The sequence below is a fragment of the Streptomyces sp. NPDC107498 genome, from assembly GCF_055582805.1.
Map to the genome: position 1 here is coordinate 497,630 of NZ_JBVJPE010000003.1, position 26,329 is coordinate 523,958.

General features: G+C 72.4%; 28 protein-coding genes. 14 read left to right on the forward strand and 14 right to left on the reverse strand.

Annotated elements, in window-relative coordinates; all coding sequences use genetic code 11:
* Positions 1-19: 19 nt before the first annotated feature.
* Both ACZ66Z_RS07995 and ilvA read right to left on the reverse strand, forming a co-directional pair.
* Positions 20-1,036, reverse strand: a complete 1,017-nt coding sequence (locus ACZ66Z_RS07995; RefSeq protein ID WP_469933126.1) for an ATP-binding cassette domain-containing protein — start codon at positions 1,034-1,036, stop codon at positions 20-22.
* 175 nt (positions 1,037-1,211) lie between these two features.
* Positions 1,212-2,441: a threonine ammonia-lyase gene (gene ilvA / locus ACZ66Z_RS08000; protein ID WP_469933127.1), complete on the reverse strand. Its 1,230-nt coding sequence runs from the start codon at positions 2,439-2,441 to the stop codon at positions 1,212-1,214.
* Between the two features lie 149 nt (positions 2,442-2,590).
* Between ilvA and ACZ66Z_RS08005 the strand changes: the two genes are divergently transcribed.
* Genes ACZ66Z_RS08005 through ACZ66Z_RS08015 form a run of 3 tightly spaced genes read left to right on the forward strand, consistent with a single transcriptional unit; the run spans position 2,591 to position 3,850 of the window.
* Complete coding sequence (locus tag ACZ66Z_RS08005) at positions 2,591-3,112, forward strand: MarR family winged helix-turn-helix transcriptional regulator (RefSeq protein WP_469933128.1); 522 nt, start codon at positions 2,591-2,593, stop codon at positions 3,110-3,112.
* 31 nt (positions 3,113-3,143) lie between these two features.
* Positions 3,144-3,602, forward strand: coding sequence for a sigma factor-like helix-turn-helix DNA-binding protein (locus ACZ66Z_RS08010; protein WP_469933129.1), 459 nt, complete (start codon positions 3,144-3,146; stop codon positions 3,600-3,602).
* The gene (locus ACZ66Z_RS08015; protein WP_469933130.1) at positions 3,599-3,850 is read left to right on the forward strand and encodes a hypothetical protein; all 252 of its coding nucleotides are present in this window, start codon (positions 3,599-3,601) and stop codon (positions 3,848-3,850) included. Before ACZ66Z_RS08010 ends, ACZ66Z_RS08015 begins: the two co-directional genes overlap by 4 nt.
* A 34-nt stretch (positions 3,851-3,884) precedes the next feature.
* Here ACZ66Z_RS08015 and ACZ66Z_RS08020 read toward each other — a convergent pair whose 3' ends face one another.
* Positions 3,885-5,039 (reverse strand): cystathionine gamma-synthase, encoded by a 1,155-nt coding sequence (locus ACZ66Z_RS08020; RefSeq protein WP_469933131.1) that lies wholly within the window; start codon positions 5,037-5,039, stop codon positions 3,885-3,887.
* Positions 5,040-5,111: 72 nt separating this feature from the next.
* Between ACZ66Z_RS08020 and ACZ66Z_RS08025 the strand changes: the two genes are divergently transcribed.
* From ACZ66Z_RS08025 to ACZ66Z_RS08040, 4 genes are all read left to right on the forward strand, one after another.
* Positions 5,112-6,221: a hypothetical protein gene (locus ACZ66Z_RS08025; protein ID WP_469933132.1), complete on the forward strand. Its 1,110-nt coding sequence runs from the start codon at positions 5,112-5,114 to the stop codon at positions 6,219-6,221.
* A 95-nt stretch (positions 6,222-6,316) separates the two neighbouring features.
* On the forward strand, positions 6,317-6,982 hold the full coding sequence (gene msrA / locus ACZ66Z_RS08030) for a peptide-methionine (S)-S-oxide reductase MsrA (protein ID WP_469933133.1): 666 nt from the start codon (positions 6,317-6,319) through the stop codon (positions 6,980-6,982).
* Entirely contained in the window at positions 6,975-7,166 is a 192-nt protein-coding gene (locus ACZ66Z_RS08035; RefSeq protein ID WP_469933134.1) for a hypothetical protein, read from the forward strand. Before msrA ends, ACZ66Z_RS08035 begins: the two co-directional genes overlap by 8 nt.
* 106 nt (positions 7,167-7,272) lie before the next feature.
* On the forward strand, positions 7,273-9,507 hold the full coding sequence (locus ACZ66Z_RS08040) for a protein kinase domain-containing protein (protein WP_469933135.1): 2,235 nt from the start codon (positions 7,273-7,275) through the stop codon (positions 9,505-9,507).
* A gap of 83 nt (positions 9,508-9,590) precedes the next feature.
* Here ACZ66Z_RS08040 and ACZ66Z_RS08045 read toward each other — a convergent pair whose 3' ends face one another.
* Positions 9,591-9,938 (reverse strand): DUF1330 domain-containing protein, encoded by a 348-nt coding sequence (locus ACZ66Z_RS08045; RefSeq protein WP_469933136.1) that lies wholly within the window; start codon positions 9,936-9,938, stop codon positions 9,591-9,593.
* Positions 9,939-10,006: 68 nt separating this feature from the next.
* Positions 10,007-11,059: an NAD(P)-dependent alcohol dehydrogenase gene (locus ACZ66Z_RS08050; protein WP_469933137.1), complete on the reverse strand. Its 1,053-nt coding sequence runs from the start codon at positions 11,057-11,059 to the stop codon at positions 10,007-10,009.
* Positions 11,060-11,187: 128 nt separating this feature from the next.
* On the opposite strand from ACZ66Z_RS08050, the gene ACZ66Z_RS08055 reads away from it, so the two are divergent.
* Positions 11,188-12,054 carry a helix-turn-helix domain-containing protein gene (locus tag ACZ66Z_RS08055; RefSeq protein ID WP_469933138.1) on the forward strand — a complete coding sequence of 289 codons (867 nt, stop codon included), beginning with the start codon at positions 11,188-11,190 and terminating at the stop codon, positions 12,052-12,054.
* 98 nt (positions 12,055-12,152) lie between these two features.
* Here the strand turns inward: ACZ66Z_RS08055 and ACZ66Z_RS08060 are convergent, their stop codons facing one another.
* Complete coding sequence (locus ACZ66Z_RS08060; RefSeq protein ID WP_469933139.1) at positions 12,153-13,421, reverse strand: L,D-transpeptidase; 1,269 nt, start codon at positions 13,419-13,421, stop codon at positions 12,153-12,155.
* Between the two features lie 203 nt (positions 13,422-13,624).
* Positions 13,625-13,960, reverse strand: coding sequence for a hypothetical protein (locus ACZ66Z_RS08065; protein ID WP_469933140.1), 336 nt, complete (start codon positions 13,958-13,960; stop codon positions 13,625-13,627).
* A gap of 111 nt (positions 13,961-14,071) precedes the next feature.
* Here ACZ66Z_RS08065 and ACZ66Z_RS08070 point away from each other — a divergent pair, with 111 nt between their 5' ends.
* A complete protein-coding gene (locus ACZ66Z_RS08070) occupies positions 14,072-14,341 on the forward strand; it encodes a hypothetical protein (protein WP_469933141.1) in 270 nt (89 codons plus the stop codon).
* 139 nt (positions 14,342-14,480) lie between these two features.
* Here ACZ66Z_RS08070 and hutH read toward each other — a convergent pair whose 3' ends face one another.
* The 5 genes from hutH to ACZ66Z_RS08095 all read right to left on the reverse strand — a co-directional run bounded on the left by hutH (position 14,481) and on the right by ACZ66Z_RS08095 (position 20,559).
* Positions 14,481-16,022: a histidine ammonia-lyase gene (gene hutH, locus ACZ66Z_RS08075; RefSeq protein ID WP_469933204.1), complete on the reverse strand. Its 1,542-nt coding sequence runs from the start codon at positions 16,020-16,022 to the stop codon at positions 14,481-14,483.
* Between the two features lie 186 nt (positions 16,023-16,208).
* Positions 16,209-17,369 (reverse strand): GGDEF domain-containing protein, encoded by a 1,161-nt coding sequence (locus tag ACZ66Z_RS08080; protein ID WP_469933142.1) that lies wholly within the window; start codon positions 17,367-17,369, stop codon positions 16,209-16,211.
* A gap of 81 nt (positions 17,370-17,450) precedes the next feature.
* On the reverse strand, positions 17,451-18,239 hold the full coding sequence (locus tag ACZ66Z_RS08085; RefSeq protein WP_469933143.1) for an enoyl-CoA hydratase/isomerase family protein: 789 nt from the start codon (positions 18,237-18,239) through the stop codon (positions 17,451-17,453).
* Positions 18,240-18,301: 62 nt separating this feature from the next.
* On the reverse strand, positions 18,302-19,447 hold the full coding sequence (locus ACZ66Z_RS08090; RefSeq protein WP_469933144.1) for an adenylate/guanylate cyclase domain-containing protein: 1,146 nt from the start codon (positions 19,445-19,447) through the stop codon (positions 18,302-18,304).
* A 266-nt stretch (positions 19,448-19,713) separates the two neighbouring features.
* On the reverse strand, positions 19,714-20,559 hold the full coding sequence (locus ACZ66Z_RS08095) for a biotin--[acetyl-CoA-carboxylase] ligase (protein ID WP_469933145.1): 846 nt from the start codon (positions 20,557-20,559) through the stop codon (positions 19,714-19,716).
* A 134-nt stretch (positions 20,560-20,693) separates the two neighbouring features.
* Here ACZ66Z_RS08095 and ACZ66Z_RS08100 point away from each other — a divergent pair, with 134 nt between their 5' ends.
* Entirely contained in the window at positions 20,694-22,292 is a 1,599-nt protein-coding gene (locus ACZ66Z_RS08100; protein WP_469933146.1) for an acyl-CoA carboxylase subunit beta, read from the forward strand.
* Between the two features lie 26 nt (positions 22,293-22,318).
* Positions 22,319-22,531 (forward strand): acyl-CoA carboxylase epsilon subunit, encoded by a 213-nt coding sequence (locus tag ACZ66Z_RS08105; protein WP_030687388.1) that lies wholly within the window; start codon positions 22,319-22,321, stop codon positions 22,529-22,531.
* A gap of 67 nt (positions 22,532-22,598) precedes the next feature.
* Here ACZ66Z_RS08105 and ACZ66Z_RS08110 read toward each other — a convergent pair whose 3' ends face one another.
* Positions 22,599-23,993: an MFS transporter gene (locus ACZ66Z_RS08110; RefSeq protein ID WP_469933147.1), complete on the reverse strand. Its 1,395-nt coding sequence runs from the start codon at positions 23,991-23,993 to the stop codon at positions 22,599-22,601.
* 37 nt (positions 23,994-24,030) lie between these two features.
* On the opposite strand from ACZ66Z_RS08110, the gene ACZ66Z_RS08115 reads away from it, so the two are divergent.
* From ACZ66Z_RS08115 to ACZ66Z_RS08125, 3 genes are all read left to right on the forward strand, one after another.
* Positions 24,031-24,699: a TetR/AcrR family transcriptional regulator gene (locus ACZ66Z_RS08115; protein ID WP_469933148.1), complete on the forward strand. Its 669-nt coding sequence runs from the start codon at positions 24,031-24,033 to the stop codon at positions 24,697-24,699.
* 91 nt (positions 24,700-24,790) lie between these two features.
* Positions 24,791-24,919, forward strand: coding sequence for a morphogenic membrane protein MmpB (gene mmpB, locus ACZ66Z_RS08120; protein WP_093874383.1), 129 nt, complete (start codon positions 24,791-24,793; stop codon positions 24,917-24,919).
* 73 nt (positions 24,920-24,992) lie between these two features.
* Positions 24,993-25,598: a nucleoside triphosphate pyrophosphatase gene (locus ACZ66Z_RS08125; protein WP_469933149.1), complete on the forward strand. Its 606-nt coding sequence runs from the start codon at positions 24,993-24,995 to the stop codon at positions 25,596-25,598.
* Positions 25,599-25,772: 174 nt separating this feature from the next.
* Here ACZ66Z_RS08125 and ACZ66Z_RS08130 read toward each other — a convergent pair whose 3' ends face one another.
* The gene (locus ACZ66Z_RS08130) at positions 25,773-26,210 is read right to left on the reverse strand and encodes a hypothetical protein (RefSeq protein ID WP_469933150.1); all 438 of its coding nucleotides are present in this window, start codon (positions 26,208-26,210) and stop codon (positions 25,773-25,775) included.
* Positions 26,211-26,329 lie beyond the last annotated feature (119 nt).

Genomic DNA, 26,329 nt, shown 5'->3' on the forward strand with positions numbered 1-26,329 from the left:
GCCGACCCCGGGGCGGTGGTCACTTCACGGCCTCCTTCCGGCCTTCGGCCGCCGGCTCGTGCCCGCCCTCCTCCGCGTCCCGGTCGGCGGCGTGGCCGGTGAGGGAGATGAAGACGTCGTCGAGGGTCGGGCGGCGCAGCCCGATGTCGTCGATCTCGACGCCGACGGCGTCCAGGTCGCGGATGACCTCGGCGAGCAGCTTGGCGCCGCCGGTGACGGGGACGGTGAGCTTGCGGACGTGGTCCTCGACGGACACCTCGCCGTGGCCGATCCCCGCGACGCCGTAGCGGGCGAGGACGTCCCGGGCGTCGGCGATCATCTCCGGCTCGTGCACGACGACCTCGACGCGCTCGCCGCCGGTCTGGGCCTTGAGCTGGTCGGAGGTGCCGCGGGCGATGGCCCGGCCGTGGTCGACGACGCAGATGTCGTGGGCGAGGTGGTCGGCCTCCTCCAGGTACTGGGTGGTGAGGAGCAGGGTCGTACCGCCGGCGACGAGCTCCTTGATGACGTCCCAGAGCTCCTGCCGGTTGCGCGGGTCGAGGCCGGTGGTCGGCTCGTCCATGAACATGACCGGCGGGGAGACGACGAGGGCCGCCGCGAGGTCGAGGCGGCGGCGCATGCCGCCGGAGTACGTCTTGGCCTGCCGGTCGGCGGCGTCGGCGAGGTGGAACCGTTCGAGCAGCTCGGCGGCCCGCGCCTTCGCCGCCTTCGCCTTCATCTGGTAGAGCTGCCCGACCATCTGGAGGTTCTCACGGCCGGTGAGGTACTCGTCGACGGCTGCGAACTGGCCGGAGAGCCCGATCGAGCGGCGGACCTCGTTGGGGTGTTTGAGGACGTCGATCCCGGCGACGACGGCTCTTCCCCTGTCGGGTCTGATCAGGGTCGTCAGGATCCGCACGGCGGTCGTCTTCCCCGCGCCGTTCGGGCCGAGCAGACCGAGGACCGTGCCCTCCGGCACGTCGAGGTCCACCCCGTCCAGAGCTCGTACGTCCCCGAAGGCCTTCACCAGACCCTCGGCGTATATCGCGCCTGGCATGTGGATTCTCCCAGGGAGATTCGGGCATTCCCTACCGATCCTAGGTTTCCGGGCAGGCCCTCGCCCGGTGAGTCCGTGACCCGGGCCACACGGACCGGCGGGGCGCGGGGCGGTCGGCGGGGCCGGGACGCGGGGGTCTCCGGGACGGGCTCCGGAGGGGGCGTGCGCGCGGACGTCAGCCGAGCACCGTGTACCCGGCCTCCCGCAGCGCCTCCTCCACCTCCCGGCAGTGCGCCGGGCCCTTCGTCTCCAGGTGCAGCTCGACCTCCGCCTCCGTCAGTCCGAGGCGCGGATCGGTCCGTACGTGGCTCACGTCCAGGACGTTCGCGTCGACCACCGTCAGGACGGCGAGGAGGGTCGCGAGCGCCCCCGGCCGGTCGGTGACGCGCAGCCGCAGGCTCAGGTAGCGGCCGCCGGCGGCCATGCCGTGCCGCAGGATCCGCTGGAGCAGCAGGGGGTCGACGTTCCCGCCGGAGAGGACCGCGACGACCGGCCCCCGGAAGGACTCCGGGTCGGTGAGCAGGGCCGCCACCGGGCTCGCGCCGGCCGGTTCGACCACGAGCTTCGCCCGCTCCAGGCAGAGCAGCAGCGCCGAGGAGAGCGCGTCCTCGGAGACCGTGCGGACCTCGTCCACGTACTCCCGGACCAGGGCGAACGGCACGTCGCCCGGGCGTCCGACCTTGATCCCGTCCGCCATCGTCACCGGCGAGTCGACCACCACGGGGTACCCGGCGGCCAGCGAGGGCGGATAGGCGGCGGCGCCCTCCGCCTGGACGCCGATCACCTTCACGTCCGGGCGCACCGACTTCACCGCGAGGCCGATGCCGGCCGCGAGCCCGCCGCCGCCGATGCCGACGAGGACCGTCCGCACCTCGGGGCACTGCTCCAGGACCTCCAGGCCGACCGTGCCCTGCCCGGCGATGACGTCGGGGTGGTCGAAGGGGTGGATGAAGACCGCGCCGGTCTCGCGGGCGTACTCCTCCGCCGCCGCGAGCGTCTCGTCGACGACGTGGCCGTGCATCCGTACCTCGGCGCCGTACTCCCGGGTCGCCGCGACCTTCGGCAGCGGGGCGCCGACCGGCATGAAGACGGTGGCGTGCACCCCGAGCAGTTTCGAGGCGAGCGCGACGCCCTGCGCGTGGTTGCCCGCGGAGGCCGCGACCACCCCGGCCGCCCGCTCCTCGGGCCGCAGCCCGGCGATCCGCACGTACGCCCCGCGCAGTTTGAAGGAGCCGGTCCGCTGGAGGTTCTCGCACTTGAGGTGGACCGGGGCTCCCACCAGCGAGGACAGGTGTCGGCTGCCCTCCATCGCCGTCATCCTGGCCACCCCGGCCAGCATCTTCTGCGCCCCTCGCACGTCGTCGAGCATCAGCCGGTGCAAGGGGTCTGGCGTACGGAAGCTCATGACAGCAAGTCTCGCAGCTCACGACCCCCGTGGCCGCCCGGCGGCCGGGTCTCCGAACGGGTTTGCGCAGCGCCGGTACGGACCCCGGTGGGGCCGCGTACTCTGTCCCCCACCGACCGACCACCCCCGCACGAGAGAGACCCACGGCCATGCCCAATTCTCAGGACATGACGACTGCGCTCGACCCCGGTCTCCTCGATGCCCTCCAGCACCAGGTGGCCGTCTTCGCCCGCCGTGCCGAGCAGACCCGCCTCGGCGGCACCGGCCAGCTCCGCAACTCCATGGACCGCGCGGCCTACCTGCTCCTCAACCGCCTCGACCAGGAAGGTCCGATGGGGGTGAAGGCACTCGCGGCGGGCATGGGGATCGACTCGTCCACCGTGACCCGCCAGGTCGCCCCGCTCGTCGACACCGGCCTGGTGAAGCGGACCTCGCACCCGGAGGACGGGCGGGCGGTCGTCCTCCAGCTCTCGCCGCGCGGCCTCGCGCGCCTGGAGGAGGTCCGCTCCTCGCGCCGGCAGCTGATGGTCGAGGTCACGGAGGGCTGGACCCCGGACGAGCGGGAGTCCTTCTGCACCCTGCTCACCCGCTTCAACACCGCCCTGTCCGCACGGCAGTCGGCGCACGCGGGCCACGCGCCCGCCGGGACCGAGTCCGCGCAGACCTCTTGACCCCGCACCCGCGCTGTCCTCAGATGAGGAGGTGCGAGAGCAGCAGCGCGGACGGGGCGCCGAACACGCCCACCGCACACGGGAGTTCGAGTCGTTCGTGGCCGGGGCGGCGGGGCGGCTGCTGCACGCCGCGACGCTGCTCACCGCCGAGACCCGCGCCCGCAACCCGTACGCCCAGGCCCTGCTGACCGCCGCCCTCGCGCAGGTGTACGCGGTGTGGGACCGGCTGCGGGACGAGGACCCGTACGACCTCGCGCGCCGCGAGCTCGCCGCCCGCTTCGCCCGCACCGCCCGGCGCCACCACGGCGGGCGGGGCGGGGTGCTCGCCGCGCTCTCCCCGCAGGAGCGGCTCGTCGTCGTCCTGCGGCTGTACGAGGGGGTCGCGGAGGAGCAGGTCGCGGCCCTCCTGGGCCTCTCAGAGGCCCGTGTCCGCGCGGTGTGCGCCCGCTCGGTCGCCGCGCTCGGAGCCGCCGCCCGGGCCGCGGCATGAGCCGGTACGAGGACAGGGAGGCGGCGGTGCGGCGGCTGCTCGACACGGCGCACCCGCCGGTCCCCGGCGACCTCGCGCTGCGGGCCGCCGCGCGCGGGGCCCGGCGGCTCCACCACGCCCGGCGGGTCCGGCGCGTGCTGTGGGCCCTGGGGGCGGTCGCCGTGCTCGTCCTCGTCGTGTGGGCGTCGGCGGCCCACCCCTGGGAGGTCCCGCCGGCGGAGACGACACCGCCGCTGGAGGGCTGGTGACGGCCGGGCGCCCCGGCCGTCACCACGGGTCCCGCTAGCCCAGCGCCTGACGCAGGTCGGCGAGCAGGTCGTCGACGTTCTCGATGCCCACCGAGATGCGGACCAGGTCGGCCGGGACCTCCAGGAGGGAGCCCGCGACGGAGGCGTGGGTCATGCGGCCCGGGTGCTCGATGAGGGACTCGACGCCGCCCAGCGACTCACCGAGGGTGAAGAGCTGCGCGCGGTTGCAGACCTCGACGGCCGCGTCCTCGCCGCCCTCCACGCGGAAGGAGATCATGCCGCCGAAGGCCCGCATCTGCTTGGCCGCGACCTCGTGCCCCGGGTGCTCCGGGAGCCCCGGGTAGAGGACCTGGGTGACCTTCGGGTGCTGGGTCAGCATCTCGGCGATCTTCGTCGCGTTCTCGCTGTGGCGGTCCATGCGCACGGCGAGGGTCTTGATGCCGCGCAGCACGATCCACGAGTCGAAGGGACCGGCGACCGCACCCATCGCGTTCTGGTGGTAGGCGAGCTCCTCGCCCAGCGCCTCGTCCGCGGTCACCAGGGCGCCGCCGACGACGTCGGAGTGGCCGCCCATGTACTTGGTGAGCGAGTGCACGACGACGTCCGCGCCGAGCGCCAGCGGCTGCTGGAGGTACGGCGAGGCGAAGGTGTTGTCGACGACGAGCTTCACGCCGGCCTGGCGGGCGACGCCGGCGACGGCCTCGATGTCGGTGATGCCGAGGAGCGGGTTCGACGGGGTCTCGACCCAGATCAGCTTCGTGCGGTCGTTGACCGCACCGCGCACCGACTCGATGTCGGAGGTGTTCGCGACGGAGAAGTCCACGCCCCAGCGCTGCACGACCTTGGCGAAGAGCCGGAAGGTGCCGCCGTAGGCGTCGTTCGGGATGACCACGTGGTCGCCGGGCGCGAGGAGCGCGCGCAGCAGGCAGTCCTCGGCGGCGAGGCCCGAGGCGAAGGCGAGGCCGCGGCGGCCGCCTTCCAGGGCCGCGAGGTTCTCCTCCAGGGCGGTGCGCGTGGGGTTGGCGCTGCGGCTGTACTCGTAACCGCCGCGCAGCCCGCCCACGCCGTCCTGCTTGTAGGTGGACACCTGGTAGATGGGCGGGACGACCGCGCCGGTCAGCGGGTCTGCGGTGTTGCCCGCGTGGATCGCGCGGGTCTCGAAGCTCTGATGGGAGTGCTGGTCGCTCATGGGTCAGGAGCGTAGTCCCGTACGCCTCCCACCGCTCAGATCGTCTCACCGGGTGTCCTGGACAATGGACACATGGACATTCTCTGGTTCCTGATCGCGCTCGGGCTGCTGTTCGGCGTCCTCGGTCCCTACGTGCTGCGCCGCCGGGGCGGCGGAGGGATCCGGCAGGTCGCACCGGGGGCGCCGGACGCGGCGGACCCGGAGGCGTACGGCTTCGTGCGGCAGGAGGAGCAGGACGTGCGGCTGCCGGGCGCCGACGAGGAGCTCCTGCACGTCCTCGACGTCGTCCAGGCCACCCAGGACTGGCGGCCGGCCTCGCGGCTGCTCGCCGCCACCGGCGCGGAGGGCGAGGTGCGCTGGCAGCGCGTGCAGGCCTTCGCGGGCGCGGCCTCCCTGGAGCTCCGGGAGCGGCCCGGCGTCGGCGGCGCGTGGCTGCGGACCTGGCGGGCGGAGGCGCCGGAGGACGCGGGCGGCGCGGCCGTGCACGGCGAGTTCCTGGTGCAGCAGGCCTGGCGCTCCTCGACGGCCGGTACGGACGACTTCCGGATCATCCTGGAGGAGGCGCTGAAGGTCACCGAGGAGGCGGCGCTGCTCGCCCCCGCCGACCCGGTGCCGTACGTCACGCGGCTCGCGGTGGCGCGCGGACTCGGTTACGGGCACGAGCAGTTCGACCAGGTGTGGGCGAAGGTGATCGACCGCGCGCCGCAGCACATGGGGGCGCACCTGGCGGCCCTGCACTACTGGTGCGAGAAGTGGCACGGTTCGCGCGAGGAGGCCGACCACTTCGCGACGACGGCCGCGGCGCGCGCGCCCCGGGGGTCGCTGCTCGCCGCGCTGCCGCTGTTCGCGGTGTTCGAGCACGTGCCGGAGGTGGTGCTCGTGCAGGACTTCTGGCGCACGGCGGTGGTGTCCAAGGCGATGGACGGCGCGCTGTACGCGGTCCACTCGGCCCACCCCGACGACCCGATGCTCGCGCACGTCCGCCATCTGCTGGTCTGGTTCCTCGTCCGCTCGGAGCGCTGGGCGGAGGCCATGCACCAGCTGGTGCGGGTCGACGGGCACGTGGGCGCGGTCCCGTGGACGCTGAGCGGCGATCCGGCAGCGGAGTTCACGGTCTTCCGGAACCTGGCGGTCGCGGGCTACGAGGCGAACGGCGGCAGTCCGGCGACGCTGCCGGGCTGACGGACCCGGGGAATCAGGCCCCGGGCCCGGGCTGTTGGCACTGCTGCCGACCGTCGAGGTTGGCACTGCTGCCGACCGTCGAGGAGAGATGCCGCGTGTTCCCTTCCCGCACCCCCGTCCTCCCCACTCCCGAGCAGGCCCTGCGCGGCCGCCCCGAGCCGGAGTTCTCCGTGCCCGAGCGCCACACCGTCCTCGGCAACCCGCTCCTCGGCCCCTACCCGGAGGGCCTGGAGGTCGCCGACTTCGCGCTGGGCTGCTTCTGGGGGGCCGAGCGCACGTTCTGGCGGACCGGGGGCGTCTGGACGACCCTCGTGGGCTACCAGGGCGGCCACACGCCGAACCCGGCGTACGAGGAGGTCTGCTCCGGCCTGACCGGACACGCCGAGGTCGTCCGCGTCGTCTTCGACCCGTCGAAGGTGTCGTACGGGGCGCTCCTGAAGCTCTTCTGGGAGTCCCACGACCCCACCCAGGGCTTCCGCCAGGGCAACGACGTCGGCACCCAGTACCGCTCGGCGGTCTACACCCACTCCCCCGGGCAGGCGGCCGCGGCCGAGGCGTCCCGCGAGGCCTACCAGAAGGTCCTGACGGCCTCCGGCCGCGGCGGGATCACCACCACCGTCCTCCCGGCCGACGGGACCCGCCCCTTCTACCCGGCGGAGGCCCACCACCAGCAGTACCTGGACAAGAACCCGGCGGGCTACTGCGGCATCGGCGGCACGGGCCTGTCCTGCCCGATCGGGGTCGCGCAGGCCGATGGCTGAGCCCCTCACGCCGGACGCCCCGGAGACGCTGAACGCGCTGCTCGCCGGTTCCGACCCGGTGGGCAGCGCACTGCGCGCTCAGATCCCGCATGCGGGAGTGACGAACCGGCGCGGTTGCGGCTGTGCGACGGCCGACCTGGCACTGGACCGAGCGGCCTGCTCCGGCGGCGCAGAAATCGGCTGAGTACGGCCTCGCACGCTTCTGGTGCCGCCGTCCCGGACGCCCTATGGTCATGCCTCTGCGGGAGGCCAGCCGTCCTCCCACGAAGGATCCAGCCGGTGGGAATCACATGAACAAAGCCGTCATCGTCGGCATCGACACGTATGCCGGCGCGCCCCTCTTCGGGTGCGTCAACGATGCCAAGGACGTCGCCTCGTGCCTCTCCTTAGAACAGTACGACTTCGACAGCCTGGTCCTGCTGAACGGCCGTGCCACGCGGGCCAACATCCTCAGGGAACTGAACCAGATCGCCTACAGCGAGGAACACCACGGGAAGGGGAGCGTTCTCCTCTTCTACTTCGCCGGACACGGGCAGGTACTCGGCCAGGCGGGGCACCTGGTGACGCATGACGCGGAGAACTTCGACCCGGGGATCGCGCTGGCCCAACTGGCCCAGCTCATGGAGTCCGCCAGCCTCAAATTCGATCACGTGGTGTCCATCCTGGACTGCTGTCACTCCGGCTCCGCCTTCACCTGGTCGAACAGCCGCCCGCTCAGCCCCGCCGACGTGGAGCGCGAGGTCCGGGCCGTCAACGAGAGTCGCTGCGTGCTCGCCGCCTGTCGGCCGGAGGAGGGCGCGCAGGAGGTGAACGGGCGGGGCGTGTTCACCGACATGCTGACGGACGCCCTCCTCGGCGCCGCGGTGAACTGGGATGGCGACGTCACGCTGATGAGCATCTACGAGTACGTCGCCAACGCCATGCCCGAGAGGATCCAGACTCCCGTCTTCAAGGGAGATGTGGCGGGCACGGTCGTGATCGGTCGTGGTTTCGAGCCGCGCCAGGGCCGCCAGATCGACAAGAGCGAGTTGAACCAGGTCCTCTCGAAGGCCCAGAACCTGATCGACCAGTACTACTACCTGCAGCTCGCGGAACTGACCGAACGCACCGTGCGGCTCTCCGGGGGCTCCAGGAGGTGCGCGACCGAACTCGAGCGGGTCGTGGAGTGGTTCGAGGAGACCGAGCAGGATCTGCCCGACGTACGCCGCCACCCGGACTGGGACGACCTGACCCGCCGGCTCAGGGAGTTCCGCAAGCACCTGTCCGAGGTCAGCGTGGGCGAGGAGACCCGGTTCGGCAAGATCGTCCGCCATATCGGGCACGGCGGCTACGGGCACGTGTGGGAGGCCGAGAACGAGCGGGGCGAGCGCTTCGCCGTGAAACTCTTCCACGGAAACGAGCTCGACGACGCCGTCAAGGTACAGCGCTTCGGCAACGGCTACCGCAACATGCGCGATCTGCACCACCCCCGGATCGTGCGCGTGCACAAGATCACCGCCGCGCCCTACGGGTTCAGCATGGACTCCATTCAGGGCGACAACATGCGCAAGTTCTACATAGAGCGGAACGGGAACGCCGAGGCCATCGTGCGCCTCATGATCGACGTCTGCGAGACGGTCCAGCACGCCCACGCCCAGAAGGTGCGTCACCGTGACATCAAGCCGGAGAACATCATCATCTCCTACGGCGCGGACGGACACCTGGAGCCCTATCTGACCGACTTCGACCTGGCGTACCACGAGACGAACCGCACGATGACGGCCAACTTCGGCGTCGGCGGAGTGCTGAGCTATGCCGCTCCCGAGCAGCTGTACGAGCCCAACGCGAAGACGGCCCGCAGCGAGACCGTGGACGTCTTCAGCCTCGCTCAGCTGATGTTCTTCCTGGTCACGGGTCGGGACCCCAACCCGGAGAACTTCGCGAAGAACCACGAGACCCTCGCCCACGAACTGTCCAACTGGGTCGACGACCGCGCGTCCGAGCAGCTTCTGGAGCTGTACAAGAGCGCCACGGCGAAGGTGCCGGCCGAGCGGCCCCAGACGGTGATCGACTTCGTCTCGCCGCTGCGCTCGGCCGAGGCGATCATCCAGGTCGCCAGCGGTTCCGACGACGTCCCCGAGGAAGACCTCTGCCGCCGCATCGGCCAGCTCTACGTCGGGATGGGCAAGTACGAGGCCGGCGACGGTCAAGTACGCATGCCCAGCCAGTCGGGTCAGGTGGAGATCGTCGCCCGCGTCAAGTCGCTCGGCACGGCCAGGTCCGCGGTCGTGGAGATCGAGTGCTCGGTGAACGGGAACATCCCGGTGGGTTCGTTCAAGTCCGGAAAGTCCGCCCGGGAGACGATAAACAACCGCCTCGACAAGATGCTGGCGAAGCGGCACGGCCACACGGTCCAGCGTCATCCCGGAAGCAAGGGCGCGTACCAGGTCTTCGTGACGATTCCCGACGTGAAGTTCGACGTCAGCGGTGTCACGCGCGTGTGCGACATCATCGGCACGACGGTCAGCGGCATCGAGAGCTGGTGACGCAGGGGTTCTGAGCCGGAGCGCGCCCGCTCGCGACGGGCCGCCCGGGCGATCGCCGATGACGGGCCCGCTCCGCGCCGAGATCAGTCGACGCCCGCGCGGAGCCGGGCCGCCGTCCCCGCTGCCTCGTACCCCTCCGGGACCCCTTCGATCAGGAGGACGTCGCCGGCCATGTGGCGGGTGCGGAGGGGGACCAGGGCCTGGTAGGGCTCGGAGTCGTACCAGGCGCGGGCGTCCTCGTACGTGGGGAAGCCGATGATCACGAGGGCGCCGGGCCAGGTGCCCTCGCGGACCTCGCGGGCCGGGGCGCCGTGGACGAGGAAGCGGCCGCCGAAGGGGTCGAGGGTGGCCTGGATGCGCTCCATGTAGACGAAGACCTCCTCGTCGAGGACGGGCTTCGGGTGCAGGTTTCCGATGGCGTATGCGGTCATGACGCAAGCGTGCCGGGGCACGGCGCCGGGGTCGATTACCCCGGACGTCATGCCCCGGCGGCGGTGGCTCAGATCGTGGCCGTGTCGATCACGAAGCGGTAGCGGACGTCGCTCTTCAGGACGCGCTCGTACGCCTCGTTGATCTGGTCGGCGCGGATCAGTTCGATCTCGGCGCCCAGACCGTGCTCGGCGCAGAAGTCCAGCATCTCCTGGGTCTCGGCGATGCCGCCGATCATCGAGCCGGCGAGGGTCTTGCGGCCGCCGATGAGGGAGAAGAGGCCGACGGAGACGGGCTCCTCGGGGGCGCCGACGTTCACCAGGGCGCCGTCCGTCTTGACGAGGCCCAGGTAGGCGTTGAAGTCGAGGGGCGCGGAGACCGTGGAGATCACCAGGTCGAAGGCGCCCCGGAGGGTGGCGAAGGTCTCCGGGTCGCTCGTCGCGTAGTAGTGGTCGGCGCCCAGCTTCAGGGCGTCCTCCCGCTTCTTGAGCGACTGGCTGAGGACCGTCACCTCGGCGCCGAGCGCGTGGGCGATCTTGACGCCCATGTGGCCGAGGCCGCCGAGTCCGACGATCGCGACCTTCTTGCCGGGGCCGGCCTGCCAGTGAGCCAGCGGGGAGTAGAGGGTGATGCCGGCGCAGAGCAGCGGGGCGGCCTCGTCGAGGCCGATGCCCTCGGGGATGCGCAGGGTGTAGTTCTCGTCGACGACGATGTGGGTCGAGTAGCCGCCGTAGGTCGGCTCGCCGTTCTTGTCACGGGAGTTGTACGTGCCGGTGCCGCCGGTGACGCAGTACTGCTCCAGACCGCGCAGGCAGTACTCGCACGTGCGGCAGGAGTCGACGAAGCAGCCGACGCCGACCCGGTCGCCGACCCGGAACTTCGTCACGCCGGGGCCGACCTCGGCGACGATTCCGGCGATCTCGTGGCCGGGGACCATCGGGAAGATGCCCTCGCCCCAGCCGTTGGTGGCCTGGTGGATGTCGGAGTGGCAGATCCCGGCGTACTTGATCTCGATGAGGACGTCGTGCTCGCCGACGGGCCGGCGCGGCACGGTGGTGCGCTCCAGCGGGGCGTCGGCGACGGGTGCGGCGTACGCGGGGACGGTGGTCGCGTTCGTGGTCATGGGTCCAGCCTGCCTCGCGGCGGCGGCGCCACCCAGCCACCTGTTCTGCCTACGTCCGACGTGCCTACCACTGGCAGGGTCAGGAACGTACGTCCGTCCGCGCGACCCGGCGGCGATAATGGGTCGGTATGGACCTCAGTGCCGAACTCAGCGAATTCCTGCGCTCCCGCAGGGCCCGGCTGAAGCCGCAGGACGTGGGGCTGCCCGAGTTCGGGCGGCACCGGCGGGTGCCGGGCCTGCGCCGCGAGGAGCTGGCGCAACTGGCCGGGGTGTCCGTGGCGTACTACACGCGCCTGGAGCAGGGCAACGGACGGAACGTGTCCATGGAGGTGCTCGACTCCATCGCGCGGGCGCTGCGGCTGAGCGACACCGAGCGGGCGCATCTGACGCATCTGGCGAAGCCGACGGTGAAGAAGCGGCAGCGGGCGGCGATCGCCCGCCCGCAGCAGGTGCGGCCGGGGCTCAGGCACCTCATCGACTCGATGGACGGCGTGCCGGCCGTGGTCCTGGGCCGCCGTCTGGACCTGCTGGCCTGGAACCGGATGGCGCGGGCGCTGCTCGGCGACTTCGCCGCCTGGGAGCCGCACGAGCGGAACATGGCCCGGATGGTCTTCCTCGACCCGAACGCGCGGGCCCTCTACCTCGACTGGGAGTGCAAGGCGACCGAGGTCGTGAGCGTGCTGCGGCTGTACGCGGGCTGCTACCCGGACGATCCGCAGCTGCTCGCGCTGGTGGGCGAGCTGTCGGTGAAGAGCGAGGAGTTCCGCTCGCTGTGGGCGGCGCACACGGTGGCCGACAAGGGGCACGGGACGAAGCGGCTGCGGCATCCGCTGGTCGGCGAGATGACGCTGGCGTACGAGTCGCTGAAGGTGTCCGGCGCCGATCCGGACCTGGTGCTCCTGACGTACCACGCCGAGCCGGGGACGCCCTCTGCGGAGGCGCTGCGGCTGCTCGCGCAGTGGGGCGTGGACGAGCCCGTGGACGTACGGGAATGACGCCCGTGGACGTACGGGAACGACGCCCGTGAGCGTGGGGAAGCGACGCGAAGGCCCCCTCCCGGCGCGGGAGGGGGCCTTCGTCGTGCGCGTGCGGGTCAGACGGCCGAGCCGGCCTTCCACTCCGACCAGCTCATGTTCCAGCCGTTGAGGCCGTTGTCGGGCTTGATCGTCTTGTCGTTGGAGTTCTTGACGACGACGACGTCACCGACCATCGAGTGGTCGAAGAGCCAGGCGGCCGTCTGGTTCGGGTCGCCGGCGCCCTTGACGTCGGCGAGGCCGACGCAGCCGTGGCTGGTGTTCACGTTGCCGAAGATCGACCGCGCGCCCCAGTAGTTGCCGTGGATGAAGGTGCCGGAGGTGGACAGGCGCATGGCGTGCGGCACGTCCTTGATGTCGTACTCGCCCTTGCCGTCGTCGTCGGTGAAGCCGACGGTGGCGCCGTTCATCCGGGTCTCCTTGAACTTCTCGGAGATCACCATCTGACCGTTGTAGGTGGTGTTCTCCGGGGAGCCGGCGGAGATCGGGATGGTCTTGATCGTCTTGCCGTCCTGCGTGACCGTCATGGTCTTGGTGGCGACGTCGACGGTGGAGACCTGGTTGCGGCCGATCTTGAAGGTGACCGTCTTCTGCTGGACGCCGAAGACGCCGTCCGCGCCCTCGACCCCGTCGAGGTCCAGCTTCAGCGTGACGGTCGAGCCCTCGGTCCAGTACGCGTCGGGGCGGAAGTCGAGACGCGTCGGGCTGAACCAGTGCCCGACGACCTCCTGGCCGGAGCTGGAGGAGACCGTGATGCCGCCCTGGACGGCCTTCTTGTCGGTGATCGCCTTGTTGAAGTTGATCGAGACCGGCATGCCGACGCCGACGGTCGAACCGTCCTCGGGCGTGAAGTTGCCGATGAAGCTGTTGGCCTGCGAGACGGTGGTGAACGAGGAGTTCTCGTGGGCCTTCAGGCCCTCCGCGTCGGTGGCGGTGGCGGCGATCTTGTAGACCGTGGCCCGCTTGAGCTGCTCGCTCGGCTTCCAGCTGAGTCCGTCGGCCGCTATCTCGCCCTTGACCTCGGCGCCCTCGGCGGAGGTCATGGTGACCTCGGTGAGCTTGCCCTCGGCCACGGTGACCTTGGCGTCGTTGTTGATGGAGGCGTCCTGCGCGCCGTTCTTCGGCGAGATGGTGATCTGCGCCTTGGAGGTCTTCTGCGCGGCCGCCTCGTCGACCTGGGCCTGTGACTGCTGTGTCGCGGATCCGGAGGCGCCGCCGTCCTTCTCCCCGTCGTTGCACGCCGAGAGCACGAGTACGCCGCTGAGCACCGCGGCGGCCGCCGCCAGGCTCCTGCGGCGCTTGCCGACCGTCATCACACGCTTCTCCATCGTCGCCGGTTCCCTGCCAACTTCTTCTATGAACGCCCATGACACCCCGTACGGTTCCGTGACCGGAGGGTTTGTGGGCAACGCCACTGATCCACGGGGAACACCACTGCTCCACACGCGCGGAGCCCGGTCGCCGGTTCCCGGCGCCGCGAAAGGGCCCCGGGACGGCGTCCCGGGGCCCGCGCTTCGTGCGGGTTTCCGCCTCAGCGGTCGTCGTCTTCCCCGGCCCCATCCTCCTCGCCCAGGTCCCACTCCAGCGCATCGGGGTCGTAATCGATCTCCTCGCTGCTCCAGGAGGCCTGGACCATCTCGATTCCGGGGACGTCGCGGATCAGGTCGAAGGGCTCGACGAGGTGGGCGAGCGCCTCGGCGCTGTCCTCGCGCGCGGCCTCGCGCGCGTGCGCCCGCTCCTCCTCGGGCATGAACTCGTCGCCGTCGATCCGGGCTTCGGCGGCCTCGGTCAGCTCGGCGGGACCGTCGATCTCCAGGACGACATCGACGCGAAGGCGGACATAGCGTGTGGACTCAGGTGTGTTCATGAGTCGGAGCGTAGGGGCCCGGAGGCCCTCGGCTTTCCCGCGACCCGCTGTGTTCCGTAGCATCGGCACGTCGACCAATTCGCGGTTTCCGCAAGGGGGATCGAAATTTCCGTGTCCGCCGCCCGCCACCTGCTGCTGACCGCCGTCGCCGCGGGGACGCTGCTGTGCGCCCTGTGGTTCGTGCCGACCGCGAACGCCTCCGACCGGCAGGGCGGGGCGCGGATCGGGGTGACCCAGGACGGTTCCCTCATGGACGACGGGCCCCTGGCCGAGACCGGGGGACGGAAGACCACGGCGTACCTGCTCGGCGGGACGGGCTTCCTGGGGGTCGGGGCGGGTTTCGTGGCGCTCGCGATGCAGCGCCGGGGCCGCGCCTTCTGAGGGTCCTCCCGTACGCGTGAAGGGCCGCCCCCGGGGAGGGGCGACCCTTTCGTACGGCTCTTTCGTACGGCTCTTTCGTACGGCCCTGTCGTCGCGCCGGCCGCACGGACCGCCGTACGGCCCGCCCTACGGCCTGTCGTTACGCCAGCGGGCCGGTGACCGGCTCCACGGCCGCGACCAGCTTCCCTTCGCGCACGAAGGCGTCCGCGCCCGCCAGGTCGGGGGCGAGGAACCGGTCCGGGCCGGGGCCCTCGACGCCGGCCGCGCGCAGGGCCTCGATGGCGGCCTGCGAGGCGGGCGCCGGGGTGAGGCCCGCGCGGAGCTCGATGCCGCGGGTGGCGGCGTACAGCTCGACCGCGATGATCCGGTTGAGGTTGCCGATCGCGGTGCGCAGCTTGCGGGCGGCGGACCAGCCCATGGAGACGTGGTCCTCCTGCATCGCGGAGGACGGGATGGAGTCGGCGGAGGCCGGGACGGCGAGCCGCTTCATCTCGCTGACCAGGGCGGCCTGCGTGTACTGGGCGATCATCAGGCCCGAGTCGACGCCGGCGTCGTCCGCGAGGAACGGCGGGAGGCCGTGGGAGCGGTTCTTGTCGAGGAGCCGGTCGGTGCGGCGCTCGGCGATGGAGCCGAGGTCGGCGGCGGCGATCGCGAGGAAGTCGAGGACGTACGCGACGGGAGCGCCGTGGAAGTTGCCGTTGGAGCGGACCTCGCCACCGGGCAGCACGACCGGGTTGTCGACGGCGGCGGCGAGCTCCCGCTCGGCGACGAGCCGGGCGTGGGCCAGGGTGTCGCGGCCGGCGCCGGCGACCTGCGGGGCGCAGCGCACCGAGTAGGCGTCCTGGACGCGGGGGGCCTCGCCCGCCTGGGCGTGGCCGGTGAGGCCGGAGCCCTTGAGCACGGCCAGCATGTTGGCGGCGGAGGCGGCCTGGCCCGGGTGCGGGCGGATGGCGTGCAGCTCGGGTTCGAGGACCTTCTCGGTGCCGAGGAGGGCTTCGAGGGAGAGGGCGGCGGTGATGTCGGCCGACTTGTAGAGCGTGTCGAGGTCGGCGAGGGCCATGACCAGCATGCCGAGCATGCCGTCGGTGCCGTTGAGGAGGGCGAGGCCCTCCTTCTCCTTGAGCTCGACGGGGGCGATGCCGGCGGCGGCGAGGAGCTCGCCGGCGGGCTTCACCACGCCGTCGGGGCCCTCGGCGTCGCCCTCGCCCATGAGCGCGAGGGCGCAGTGGGAGAGCGGGGCGAGGTCGCCGGAGCAGCCGAGGGAGCCGTACTCGTGGACGACGGGGGTGATGCCGGCGTTGAGGACGTCGGCCATGGTCTGGGCGACCTCGGGGCGGACGCCGGTGTGTCCGGAGGCCACGGTCTTGAGGCGGAGGAACATCAGGGCGCGCACGACCTCGCGCTCGACGCGCGGGCCCATGCCGGCGGCGTGCGAGCGGACGATGTTGCGCTGGAGCTGGGCGCGGAGCTCGTGGCCGATGTGCCGGGTGGCGAGTGCGCCGAAACCGGTGGAGACCCCGTAGACGGGCTCGGGCTTGGCGGCGAGCGCGTCGACGATGTCCCGGGCGGCGGCCAGGGCGGCCACGGCCTCGGTCGACAGCTCGACGCGGGCGCCGTGGCGGGCGACGTCGATGACGTCCTGCGGGGTCGTGCCGGACGTGCCGAGGACGACTGTCTGCATATCCATATTCAGCACCCTAAGGAATGAAGACCAATATGTCACTAGCCGATTTCGTCACCGTCCCCACAGGGGAGGGCCCCTTACCGGATCGCACCTCGCCGACGGGCCCCCGGTCCGCGTCCGGACGGCGGCCCGGAGGGCGCCGGAACCGCCCCCCGGGGCGCCCCGGGACGCCCTGGGGCGCCCCTACGGATGCCCCTCGTCCGGGGCGTCCGGCTCCGCCCGGCGCGGGCCGCCCGCCGGGGCGTCACGGAAGCGGCGGCGGTCGCGGGCGCCGGGGGGAGCGTCGGCGAGCCGGATGACCGTGCCGTCGCGGCCCGCCACGACGGGCTTCGTCGAGCGGTCGGCCTTGGCCTGGTACTGGGCGGCGTCGGCGAGCCGGAAGAGGCGGCGGGCCGACTTGAGCGGACCGATGGGATCCCCGGTGGACGCCACCCCGCAGGCCACGCCCTCGCCGAGCTCCAGCTCCGCCGCCCGCACGCACAGCTCCTCGGCGACCGCGACGACCTCGTCCGCCGTCGGGCCGACGGTGAGGAGGCAGAACTCGTCGCCGCCCAGGCGGGCCGCGAGGGCGCCGGGGAGCATGGCGCCGCAGCGCGAGAGGACCGAGCCGAAGCGTTCGAGGAGGCGGTCGCCGACGGCGTGGCCGTGGGTGTCGTTGACGTGCTTGAGGCCGTTCAGGTCGCAGACCACGAGGCTCACGACGGAGCCGTCCGCCCGGTAGCGCTCGATGGCCTCGTCCAGACGGGTGTCGACGGCCCGCCGGTTGGCGAGACCCGTCAGGGGGTCGGTGAAGGCCAGCTTGCGGACCTCCTCCAGGCGTTCGGCCTGGGCGATGCCGGCGGCGACGACCGCCGCGAGGACGGTCGCGAAGTCGGCGTCCGCACGGCTGAAAGGTTTCTCCTCCGGCGGGCGGGCCACGTACAGCTCCCCCCACGCGCGCCCGTGCAGCACGATCGGGGCGACCACGCAGCAGCCGCGCCCCCGCCGCCGCAGGCCCGTCACCCGACCGGTCGGCACGGGGTCGGCGGCGGTCTCCACCCAGGCGTCGGGTTCGCCGCCGCCCGCCCACTGCTCGTGCAGGAACTCGGTGATCTCGGGGAACTGGTACACCGGGTACGTCTCCGAGTCCGGGAACTCCTCCTCCCCCGCGGCCCGGTCCCCGGCGTTCACCAGGACCTTGAGGCGGCCGCGGTCCCGCTCCCAGACGGACAGGGCGGCGAAGCTCCCGTCGAGCCCCGCGCGGGCCCCGAGCGCCGCCGCCCGCCAGAACTCGCGCGGGGTGTGCGCCGCCGCCATCGCCTGCGCCAGCGCCACTACGGCCCGCAGCCGTCCGTCCTCACCCATTCCTCCAGCTTAGGGAGGTTTGATCCGTTTTCCCCACCGAGACGTCACCGTAAGTCACATTTGATACAAAACGGTAAGGACTTACTGCCCCGGCCAGTTCGGCTTCCGCTTCTCGTTGAAGGCCGCCACGCCCTCCGCCCGGTCGCCCGAGAACGCCACCGAACGCCAGGCCGCGTCCTCGACCTCCAGCCCCGCCCGCAGGTCCAGGCCCTGACCGAGCCGCATCGCCCTCTTCGCCGCGCGCAGGCCGACCGGCGAGTTCGCCGCGATCCGCCCGGCGAGCTCCAGGGCCGCCGTCCGCGCGTCCTCCTCCAGGAGGTCGACCAGACCGAGCTCGCGGGCCTCGGCCGCCTCCACCCGGCGGGCCGTGAAGACCAGCTCGGCGGCGCGCGCCGCGCCCACCCGGCGCGGGAGCAGCTGCGTACCGCCGCCGCCGGGGATCACGCCCACGGAGACCTCGGGGAGGCCGACGACGGCGGTCGCGTCGGCCACGATGACGTCGCAGGAGAGCGCCAGCTCGAAGCCGCCGCCGAGGGCGTAGCCGTGCACGGCGGCGACGGTCGGCATCGGCAGCTCCAGGACGCCGGTGTAGGCGGCGCGGGCGGTCGGACGCTGGCGGACGAGCTCGGCGTCGGTGAAGGAGTTGCGCTCCTTGAGGTCGGCACCGACGCAGAAGGCGCGGTCGTTCGAGGAGGTCAGGACGGTGACGCGGACCTCGGGGTCGGCGGCGAGGGCGTCGCAGGCGGCGCCGATGGAGCGGGCCATCTCGGAGGAGACGGCGTTCATGGCCTTGGGCCGGTCGAGGACCAGCTCCGCGACGTGACCGTCCTTCCGGACCACCACGAACTCACCAAAGCGCTGCTCGGACATGACCGCACACCCTCCCGGTTCGGGCCCGTCAACAGGTGTTAACGGACGTTCACCGGGAGATCCTAGGACGGGCGGCGGCTCAGGAGCCAGGGTTCGACGACGCCGAGGCCCCTGACCGGGCGCTGCCACATGGGCTGGAGCGCGAAGCGGTACGCGGCGGCCCGGCGGCCCTCCTTCTCCGCGCGCGCCGCCTCCTCGGCCGCCTCCGTCTCCGAGGCGGGCGCCTCGCCGGTCCTGGTCAGCTCCTCCGCGAGGGCGCCGTCGACGAGGACGGCGTCCTTCGGGGCTATCGAGGTGAGGCGGCTGGCCAGGTTCACGGTGGTGCCGAAGACGTCGCCCATGCGGGTGGTCACCGTGCCGAAGGCGATGCCGACCCGGAGCGCCGGCATGGTCTCGTCGTGGCTGAGGGTCTCGATCAGCCGCAGCGCGATCTCGGCGGCGATGCCGGCGTCGTCGGCGGCGTACAGCACCTCGTCGCCGAGGGTCTTGATGAGCCGGCCGCCGTGCGCGGCGACGAGGTCGGCGCAGGTGGTCTCGAAGGCCTCGACGAGCTCGCCGAGCTCCTCCTCCTCCAGGCGGCGGGTGAGCCGGGTGAAGCCGACGAGGTCCGCGAAGCCGACGGCGAGCCGACGGTCGACCATCTCCTCGTCGTCGGCGGCCTGGACGACCCGGCCGGTGGCGGCGGCGAGCTGCCGGCGCCACACGTAGATGAGGAACTCCTCCAGCTCGGGCAGGAGCAGCTCGACCAGCGGGTACGTGACCTCGGTGCGGGTCATGCCGGGCTCGGGCGGCTCGGTGAGGCCCTCCAGGAAGGAGTCGATCTGCCACTCGGCGAGGCGCGCGGTGGTCTGTCCGGTGGAGCGGGCGACCTGCACGGCCATCGGCTCGCTGAGCAGCCCGGCCTCGACGAGGCCGGCGAGCCGCCGCAGGGCGAGGACGTCGGCCTCGGTGAGCGCCTTGGCCTGGCCGATGTCGGCGAAGCCCATGGCCCGCCAGAAGCGGGAGGCGAGCTCCATGGAGACGCCGGCGGTGCGGGCGGCCTGGAAGGGGGTGTAGCGGCGGTCGGCGCCGAGGATGAGCTGTTCGAGGCGGATGGCGAGGGGGTCGTGGGTCGGCTCGACCGTGTGGTCGACCTCGTGGTGGGGGGTGGGGTACGTCGGCGGTTCCGACGGGGCGCCGCCGCCCGTGTTCGCGTCGTCGACGGTCACCGGCCGCCTCCTGCCCGTTCCCTGCCCACTTGCCCTGCCGATCTGTCGCCATCGATCGCGGTCAACGATACGGCAGCTGTGCGCTGGGTCACGCGCGCACGGCGGCCGCCCGGCTCACGCCGCGCGGGCCCCGGGAGAAGGAGCCGGAGGGCACGGCGCGCGTCGGAGGTGTGCCCGCCCGTCGCTCTCCCCGGAACTCCGTCCTCGGGGGACCCCGTGCGGAACGACTGCCCGCACGGCGCGGAGCGCATGCCCCCCACCTGGGATCACGTCCGCAGGTGGACGATGTCGCCCGCTCCCACCGCTTCCGTGCCGCCGCCTTCCGTGGCGACGACCAGGCGGCCGTCGCCGTCCAGGGCGACGGCCTCTCCCTCCAGCATGCGCTCACCGGGCAGCTCGGCGCGCACGCGGCGGCCGAGGGTGGCGCAGCCGGCCGCGTAGGCCGCCTGGAGGCCGGATGCGGCGGGGTCGCCGTCGGCCCGCACCCAGTCGCCGTAGTACCGGTCGAGGGAGCGCAGGACGGCCCGCAGGAGGGTGTCGCGGTCGGTGGAGACCGCGTCGGCGAGGAGGAGGGAGCCGGCCGCCGGGACGGGCAGCTCGTCCTCGCGGAGGGTGACGTTGATGCCCAGGCCGACGACGACGGCGTCGGCGCCGGCCCGCTCGGCGAGGATGCCGCCGGCCTTGCGCTCCTCGCCCGCGACGGAAACCAGGAGGTCGTTGGGCCACTTGAGGGAGGTGTCGACGCCGGCCGCCTTCGCGAGGCCGGTGGCGGCGGCCACGCCGGTGAGCAGCGGGAGCCAGCCCCAGCGGTGGACGGGCACGGCGGGCTTGAGGAGGACGGAGAGGAAGAGCCCGGAGCGGGCGGGCGCGGTCCAGGTGCGGTCGAGCCGGCCGCGTCCCGAGGTCTGCTCCTCGGCCACGAGCACCGCGCCTTCGGGCAGTTCGTCGGCCCGGGCGGCGAGGTCGCTGTTGGTGGAGCCGGTGCTGCCGACCACGTCGAGGGAGGTCCACAGTCCGTCTGGCAGGACGAGCGCGCGGCGCAGCGCCTGGGCGTTCAGCGGGGGCCGGTCGAGGTCGGACCAGCGTCCGCCGGAGCCTTGGGAGGTCGTCATGCAAGCCAGACTAGGTGTGGCAAAGACCGCAGTGCCGAACCGTATCGCCGTCGATACGCTACGGGTCAGTAGGCCAGCAGTAGCCCATTCGTAGTCAACGAACCCCCCGTGACCAGGCAGGGAGCCGCATCCCGATGTCCGAGCCGGCAGAGCAGTACGAGATCGACATTCACACGACCGCGGGCAAGATCGCGGACCTCAAGCGCCGTATCGACGAGGCCACGCACGCCGGCTCGGAGCGCGCGGTGGAGAAGCAGCACGCCAAGGGCAAGCTGACCGCGCGCGAGCGGATCGCCCTCCTCCTGGACGAAGGTTCGTTCGTGGAGCTGGACGAACTGGCCCGGCACCGCTCGACCAACTTCGGCCTGGAGCACAACCGGCCGTACGGAGACGGCGTCGTCACCGGCTACGGCACGGTGGACGGCCGCCCGGTCGCCGTGTTCTCGCAGGACTTCACGGTCTTCGGCGGCGCGCTGGGCGAGACGTACGGCCAGAAGATCATCAAGGTGATGGACTTCGCGCTGAAGACGGGCTGCCCCGTCATCGGCATCAACGACTCCGGCGGCGCCCGCATCCAGGAGGGCGTGGGCGCGCTCGGCATGTACGGCGAGATCTTCCGCCGCAACACCCATGCCTCCGGGGTGATCCCGCAGATCTCCCTGGTCGTCGGCCCGTGCGCGGGCGGCGCGGTGTACTCCCCCGCGATCACCGACTTCACGGTGATGGTGGACCAGACCTCGCACATGTTCATCACCGGTCCGGACGTCATCAAGACGGTGACCGGCGAGGACGTGGGCTTCGAGGAGCTGGGCGGCGCCCGGACGCACAACTCGACCTCGGGCGTGGCGCACCACATGGCCGAGGACGAGAAGGACGCGATCGAGTACGTCAAGTCCCTGCTCTCGTACCTCCCGTCGAACAACCTCTCGGAGCCGCCGGCCTTCCCGGAGGTCGCGCAGACCGAGGCGACGGACGAGGACCGCGAGCTCGACGCGCTGATCCCGGACTCGGCGAACCAGCCGTACGACATGCACGGGGTCATCGAGCACGTCCTCGACGACGGCGAGTTCCTGGAGACGCAGGCGCTGTTCGCGCCGAACATCGTGACCGGCTTCGGCCGGGTCGAGGGCTTCCCGGTGGGCGTGGTCGCCAACCAGCCGATGCAGTTCGCCGGCTGCCTGGACATCGACGCCTCGGAGAAGGCCGCGCGGTTCGTCCGGACGTGCGACGCCTTCAACATCCCGGTCCTGACCTTCGTGGACGTGCCGGGCTTCCTGCCGGGCGTGGACCAGGAGTACGGCGGCATCATCCGGCGCGGCGCGAAGCTGATCTACGCGTACGCGGAGGCGACGGTCCCGCTGATCACGGTCATCACGCGGAAGGCCTTCGGCGGCGCGTACGACGTCATGGGCTCCAAGCACCTGGGCGCCGACCTGAACCTGGCGTGGCCGACGGCGCAGATCGCGGTCATGGGCGCGCAGGGCGCGGTGAACATCCTGCACCGCCGGACGATCGCGGAGGCGAGCGGCGAGGACGTGGAGGCGGTCCGCGCCCGGCTCGTCCGGGAGTACGAGGACACCCTGCTCAACCCGTACACGGCGGCCGAGCGCGGCTACATCGACGGGGTGATCATGCCGTCGGACACGCGCCCGCAGATCGTGAAGGGCCTGCGTCAGCTCCGTACGAAGCGGGAATCCCTCCCTCCGAAGAAGCACGGCAACATCCCGCTCTAGCCCTTCCGGACCCTCAAGGAGCCGACATGATCAAGGTCGTACGAGGCAACCCGACTCCGGAGGAGTTGGCCGCCGCACTGGCGGTCGTCCAGGCCCGGGCCGCGGCCACGGCGGCGGCGTCCGCCGAGGCGGGCGGCCCGGCGGTGCCGGAGGGGTGGTCGGACCCCTCCCGCATCGCGCGGGCGGTGCGGCAGCGGCCCGGCCCGCGGGCCTGGGCGCGTTCGTACTGGCCCGTGTAGCCGTCGCGGTACGGAAAGGCCGGACCCCTTGTGCGGGAGGTCCGGCCTTTCGCATGCCCGGCGCCGGTCACGTACGGCGCAGGAAGAGGCCGGAGAGCACGGCTCCGGCGGCGACGATCGCGGCGTTGACGAGGACCGCGCGGCCGATGCCGTCGAGGAGCACGGGCGCGGTGACGATGACGGCGCTCATGACCGGCGTGCCCATGGTGATGCCGATCTGCTGGGTCATGGTGGCGAGTCCGGTCGCCATGCCCTGCTCGCCGTCGGGGATGCCGGAGGTGGCGGTGACCATGAAGCCGACGATCGCGAGCATGTTGCCGACGCCGCCGGCGAAGGTCGCGGCGAGCAGCAGCGCGAGGCCGCCGCGGTCGTCGCCGAGGCCGTGGAGGGCGAGCGTGGCGGCGGCCTGGAGGAGTCCGCCGGTGACGAGGGCGGCGCGGGCGCCGAAGCGGCCGATGAAGCGGGAGGCGGTCACTCCGCCGAGGACCGTGCCGGCGCCGAGGACGCCGAAGGAGAGCCCGGCGGCGAGCGGGGAGAAGCCCAGGACGTCCTGGAGGTACAGGGTCATCAGGAAGACCAGGGAGGTCTCGGTGACGAAGGCGACGAGCCCGGCGAGGTTGCCCCAGACGACCGTGCGGCGCCTCAGGACGTGGATCGGGACGAGGGGCGAGGCGGCGCGCCGTTCGACGAGGACGAAGGCGGTGAGGAGCGCGGCGCCGGCGGCGAGGGCGGTGAGCGCCGCGGGGTCGGTCCAGCCGTGCTCGCCGGTGCGGGTCAGGCCGTAGACGAGGGCGAGGAGTCCGCCGGTGACGGTGACGGCGCCGGGCACGTCGAGGCGGGGCCGGACGGCGGGGCGGCTCTCCTTCAGGACGGCGGGGGCGACGAGGAGCACGGCGAGGGCCACCGGGACGTTGACGAGGAAGGCCCAGCGCCAGGAGAACAGGTCGGTGAGGACGCCGCCGAGGATCGCGCCGGTGGTGAAGCCCGCGGACATGAGGGCGCCGTTCAGCCCCAGGGCCTTGGCCCGCAGCGGTCCCTCGGGGAAGGAGGAGGTGAGCAGGGAGAGGCCGGCGGGGGTGACGGCGGCGGTCGCGAGGCCCTGGGCGACGCGGGCGGCCATGAGCGTCTCGGGGCCGGTGGCGAGGCCTCCCAGGAGGGAGGAGGCACCGAGGACGGCCATGCCGCCGAGGAAGAGGCGGCGGCGGCCGATCAGGTCGGCGACGCGCCCGAAGAGGAGGGTGAAGCCGGCGGCGGCGAGGGCGAAGGCGGTGGCGATCCACTGGAGGCCGCCCAGGGTGAAGCCGAGTCCCTCGCCGATGACCGGCAGGGCGACGTTCAGGATCGAGAAGTCGACGGCCAGCATGAACTGGGCGAGCAGGAGGACGACGAGGACGAGCCGCATCCGGCCGGTCATCCGGGCCTCGGCGCGGTCCGTGGGTGCGGGGACATCGAGGGCGACCATGCGTACCACCCCTTAATGGGAGTTTAGTTCCGTTAGGATGTCCCGTACCGTAGCAGAGTCGACGGCGTTAATGGAACAGGAGACCCATTTGACTGAGAGCCGACCGGCCACGCCCGGCACCACGCGGCCCGGCGGCCGCACCGCGAAGGTCCGCAGGGCGGTCCTCGACGCCACCCTGGACGCCCTCGCCGACACCGGCTTCCACGCCCTGAACATGGACCGGATCGCCGCGGGCGCCGGCGTCGGCAAGACCACCGTCTACCGCCGCTGGGGCTCCCCCGTCGGCCTGGTCGCCGACCTCCTGCACGACATGGCCGAGCAGTCGCTCCCCGCCTCCGACACCGGCAGCCTCACGGGCGACCTGCGGGCCAACGTCGAACTCGTCCGGGCCACCCTCGTCGACCCCCGGATGGGCGCCGTCTTCCGCGCGGTCATCGCCGCCGCGGCCTGCGACGAGGAGTGCGCCCGCGCCCTCGCCGGCTTCTACCGGGTCCGGCTCGCCGAATGGGCCCCCGTCGTCACCAAGGGCGTGGCGCGCGGCGAGGTCCCGGCGGGGACGGACCCCGTGGAACTGCTCCGCGCCGTCTCCGCGCCGCTCTACTACCGCTTCACGGTCACCCGCGAGGAGCTCGACGCGGCCGTCGCGGAACGGGCGGTGAAGGCGGCGCTCGCGGCCGCGCGGGACGGGGTGTTCGTGCGGACGTGACTCGGACGGACACGAATGAGTCCTTCCGCACCGGGGCGCCTGAGTATCCGTACTCAGGCGCCCCGCGCGCCGCGCCCGCAGGATCGGAGGCATGCTGTGGTCCGACCCGAAGAACCAGCCGCCGAAGTTCCTGCGCGACATGCAGGCGATGCTCCGCCGCACGGGCGTGCTGCTGGCGCTGGCGATGGTGGTGGCGATGTTCGTGGCCAGCGCCCGCTGACCGCGCGCGCACGGCCCGGGCGCGCGTCGGGCCACGCGCGCGTGCGCACCCCGCCACTGGCTACGCTGCCCCCATGACTGCTGATCCGCGCCGTGTCGTGCTCGCCTCCGCCTCCCCCGCCCGGCTCGGCCTGCTCCGGCAGGCCGGACTCGCCCCCGAGGTGATCGTGAGCGGCGTCGACGAGGACAAGGTCCACGCCCCGACGCCGGCCGAACTCGCGCTCACCCTCGCGGAGGCGAAGGCCGCTCATGTCGCCGCCCGGCCCGAGGCGTTCGGCGCGCTCGTCATCGGCTGCGACTCGGTCCTGGAGCTCGACAAGCAGGCCCTCGGCAAGCCGGCCGACGCCGAGGAGGCCACCGCACGCTGGAAGGCGATGCGCGGCCGGGTCGGCATCCTCCAGACCGGCCACTGCGTCTACGACACGGCCGCCAAGCGCTTCGAGTCGGCGACGGCCTCCACCGTGGTCCGCTTCGGCGAGCCGACGGACGAGGAGATCGCCGCGTACGTGGCGAGCGGCGAACCGCTCCACGTGGCGGGCGCGTTCACCCTGGACGGCCGCTCGGCGCCGTTCATCGACGGCATCGACGGCGACCCGGGCAACGTGATCGGCCTGTCCCTGCCGCTCCTGCGCCGGCTCCTGCGCAAGCTGGGCGTCGAGATCACCGACCTCTGGGCCTGACGGGTCGCAAGGGGCCTTGCGGGCCGCGAGCCGTCCGCCGGGCCCCGCGCGGAGCCCGACGACCCGGCAAGGGGCCTGACGGGCCGTGAGGGGCCTGACGGGCCGCGAGACGCCCCCCGGGGCCGACAAGGAACCCGACCGGGCCCTTCGCACCCGACGGGCCCTCGAAGGCCGCTACGCGGGCGCCGGCGCCTCCTCGGGGGCGTCGGTGTCCTTCTCGTACCCCTTGCCGTACGCCACCAGGGTGAGGACGACCAGACCGAGCACGGCCACGAGGAAGGCGAAGGCGCCCCAGCCGAGCAGGCCCACGGCGACCGCGCCGAGGACGCCGTGGACGATCGCGCAGCCGATGAGGAGCGCCCGGCCGAAGCGGCCGGGGCGGCGGTCGCGGACGCCCGCGAGGAGGGCGACGAGGGCGCAGAGGAGGAGGGCGGCGCCGGAACCGATGCCGAGCCCCCAGGTGCCGGTGACCATCGCGTCGGGGTCCATGCCGGCGAGGGACATCGACTGGGCCTCCAGGAAGCCCGCCATGACGGCGTTGATCGCGACGATGCCGGGCGCTTCGAGCAGGAGCACCACGGCCGTCACGAGCGCTATCGGTCTGCGGGCCACCTCGGCCACCCCCTGGATTCGCCTGTTACCGACAGTACGTTCGACAGCGCGAAGGCTACTGGCCGGTAAATCCCTGGACAAGGGTTTCCGCACGGCGGGCGACGACGGGGGAACGAGGG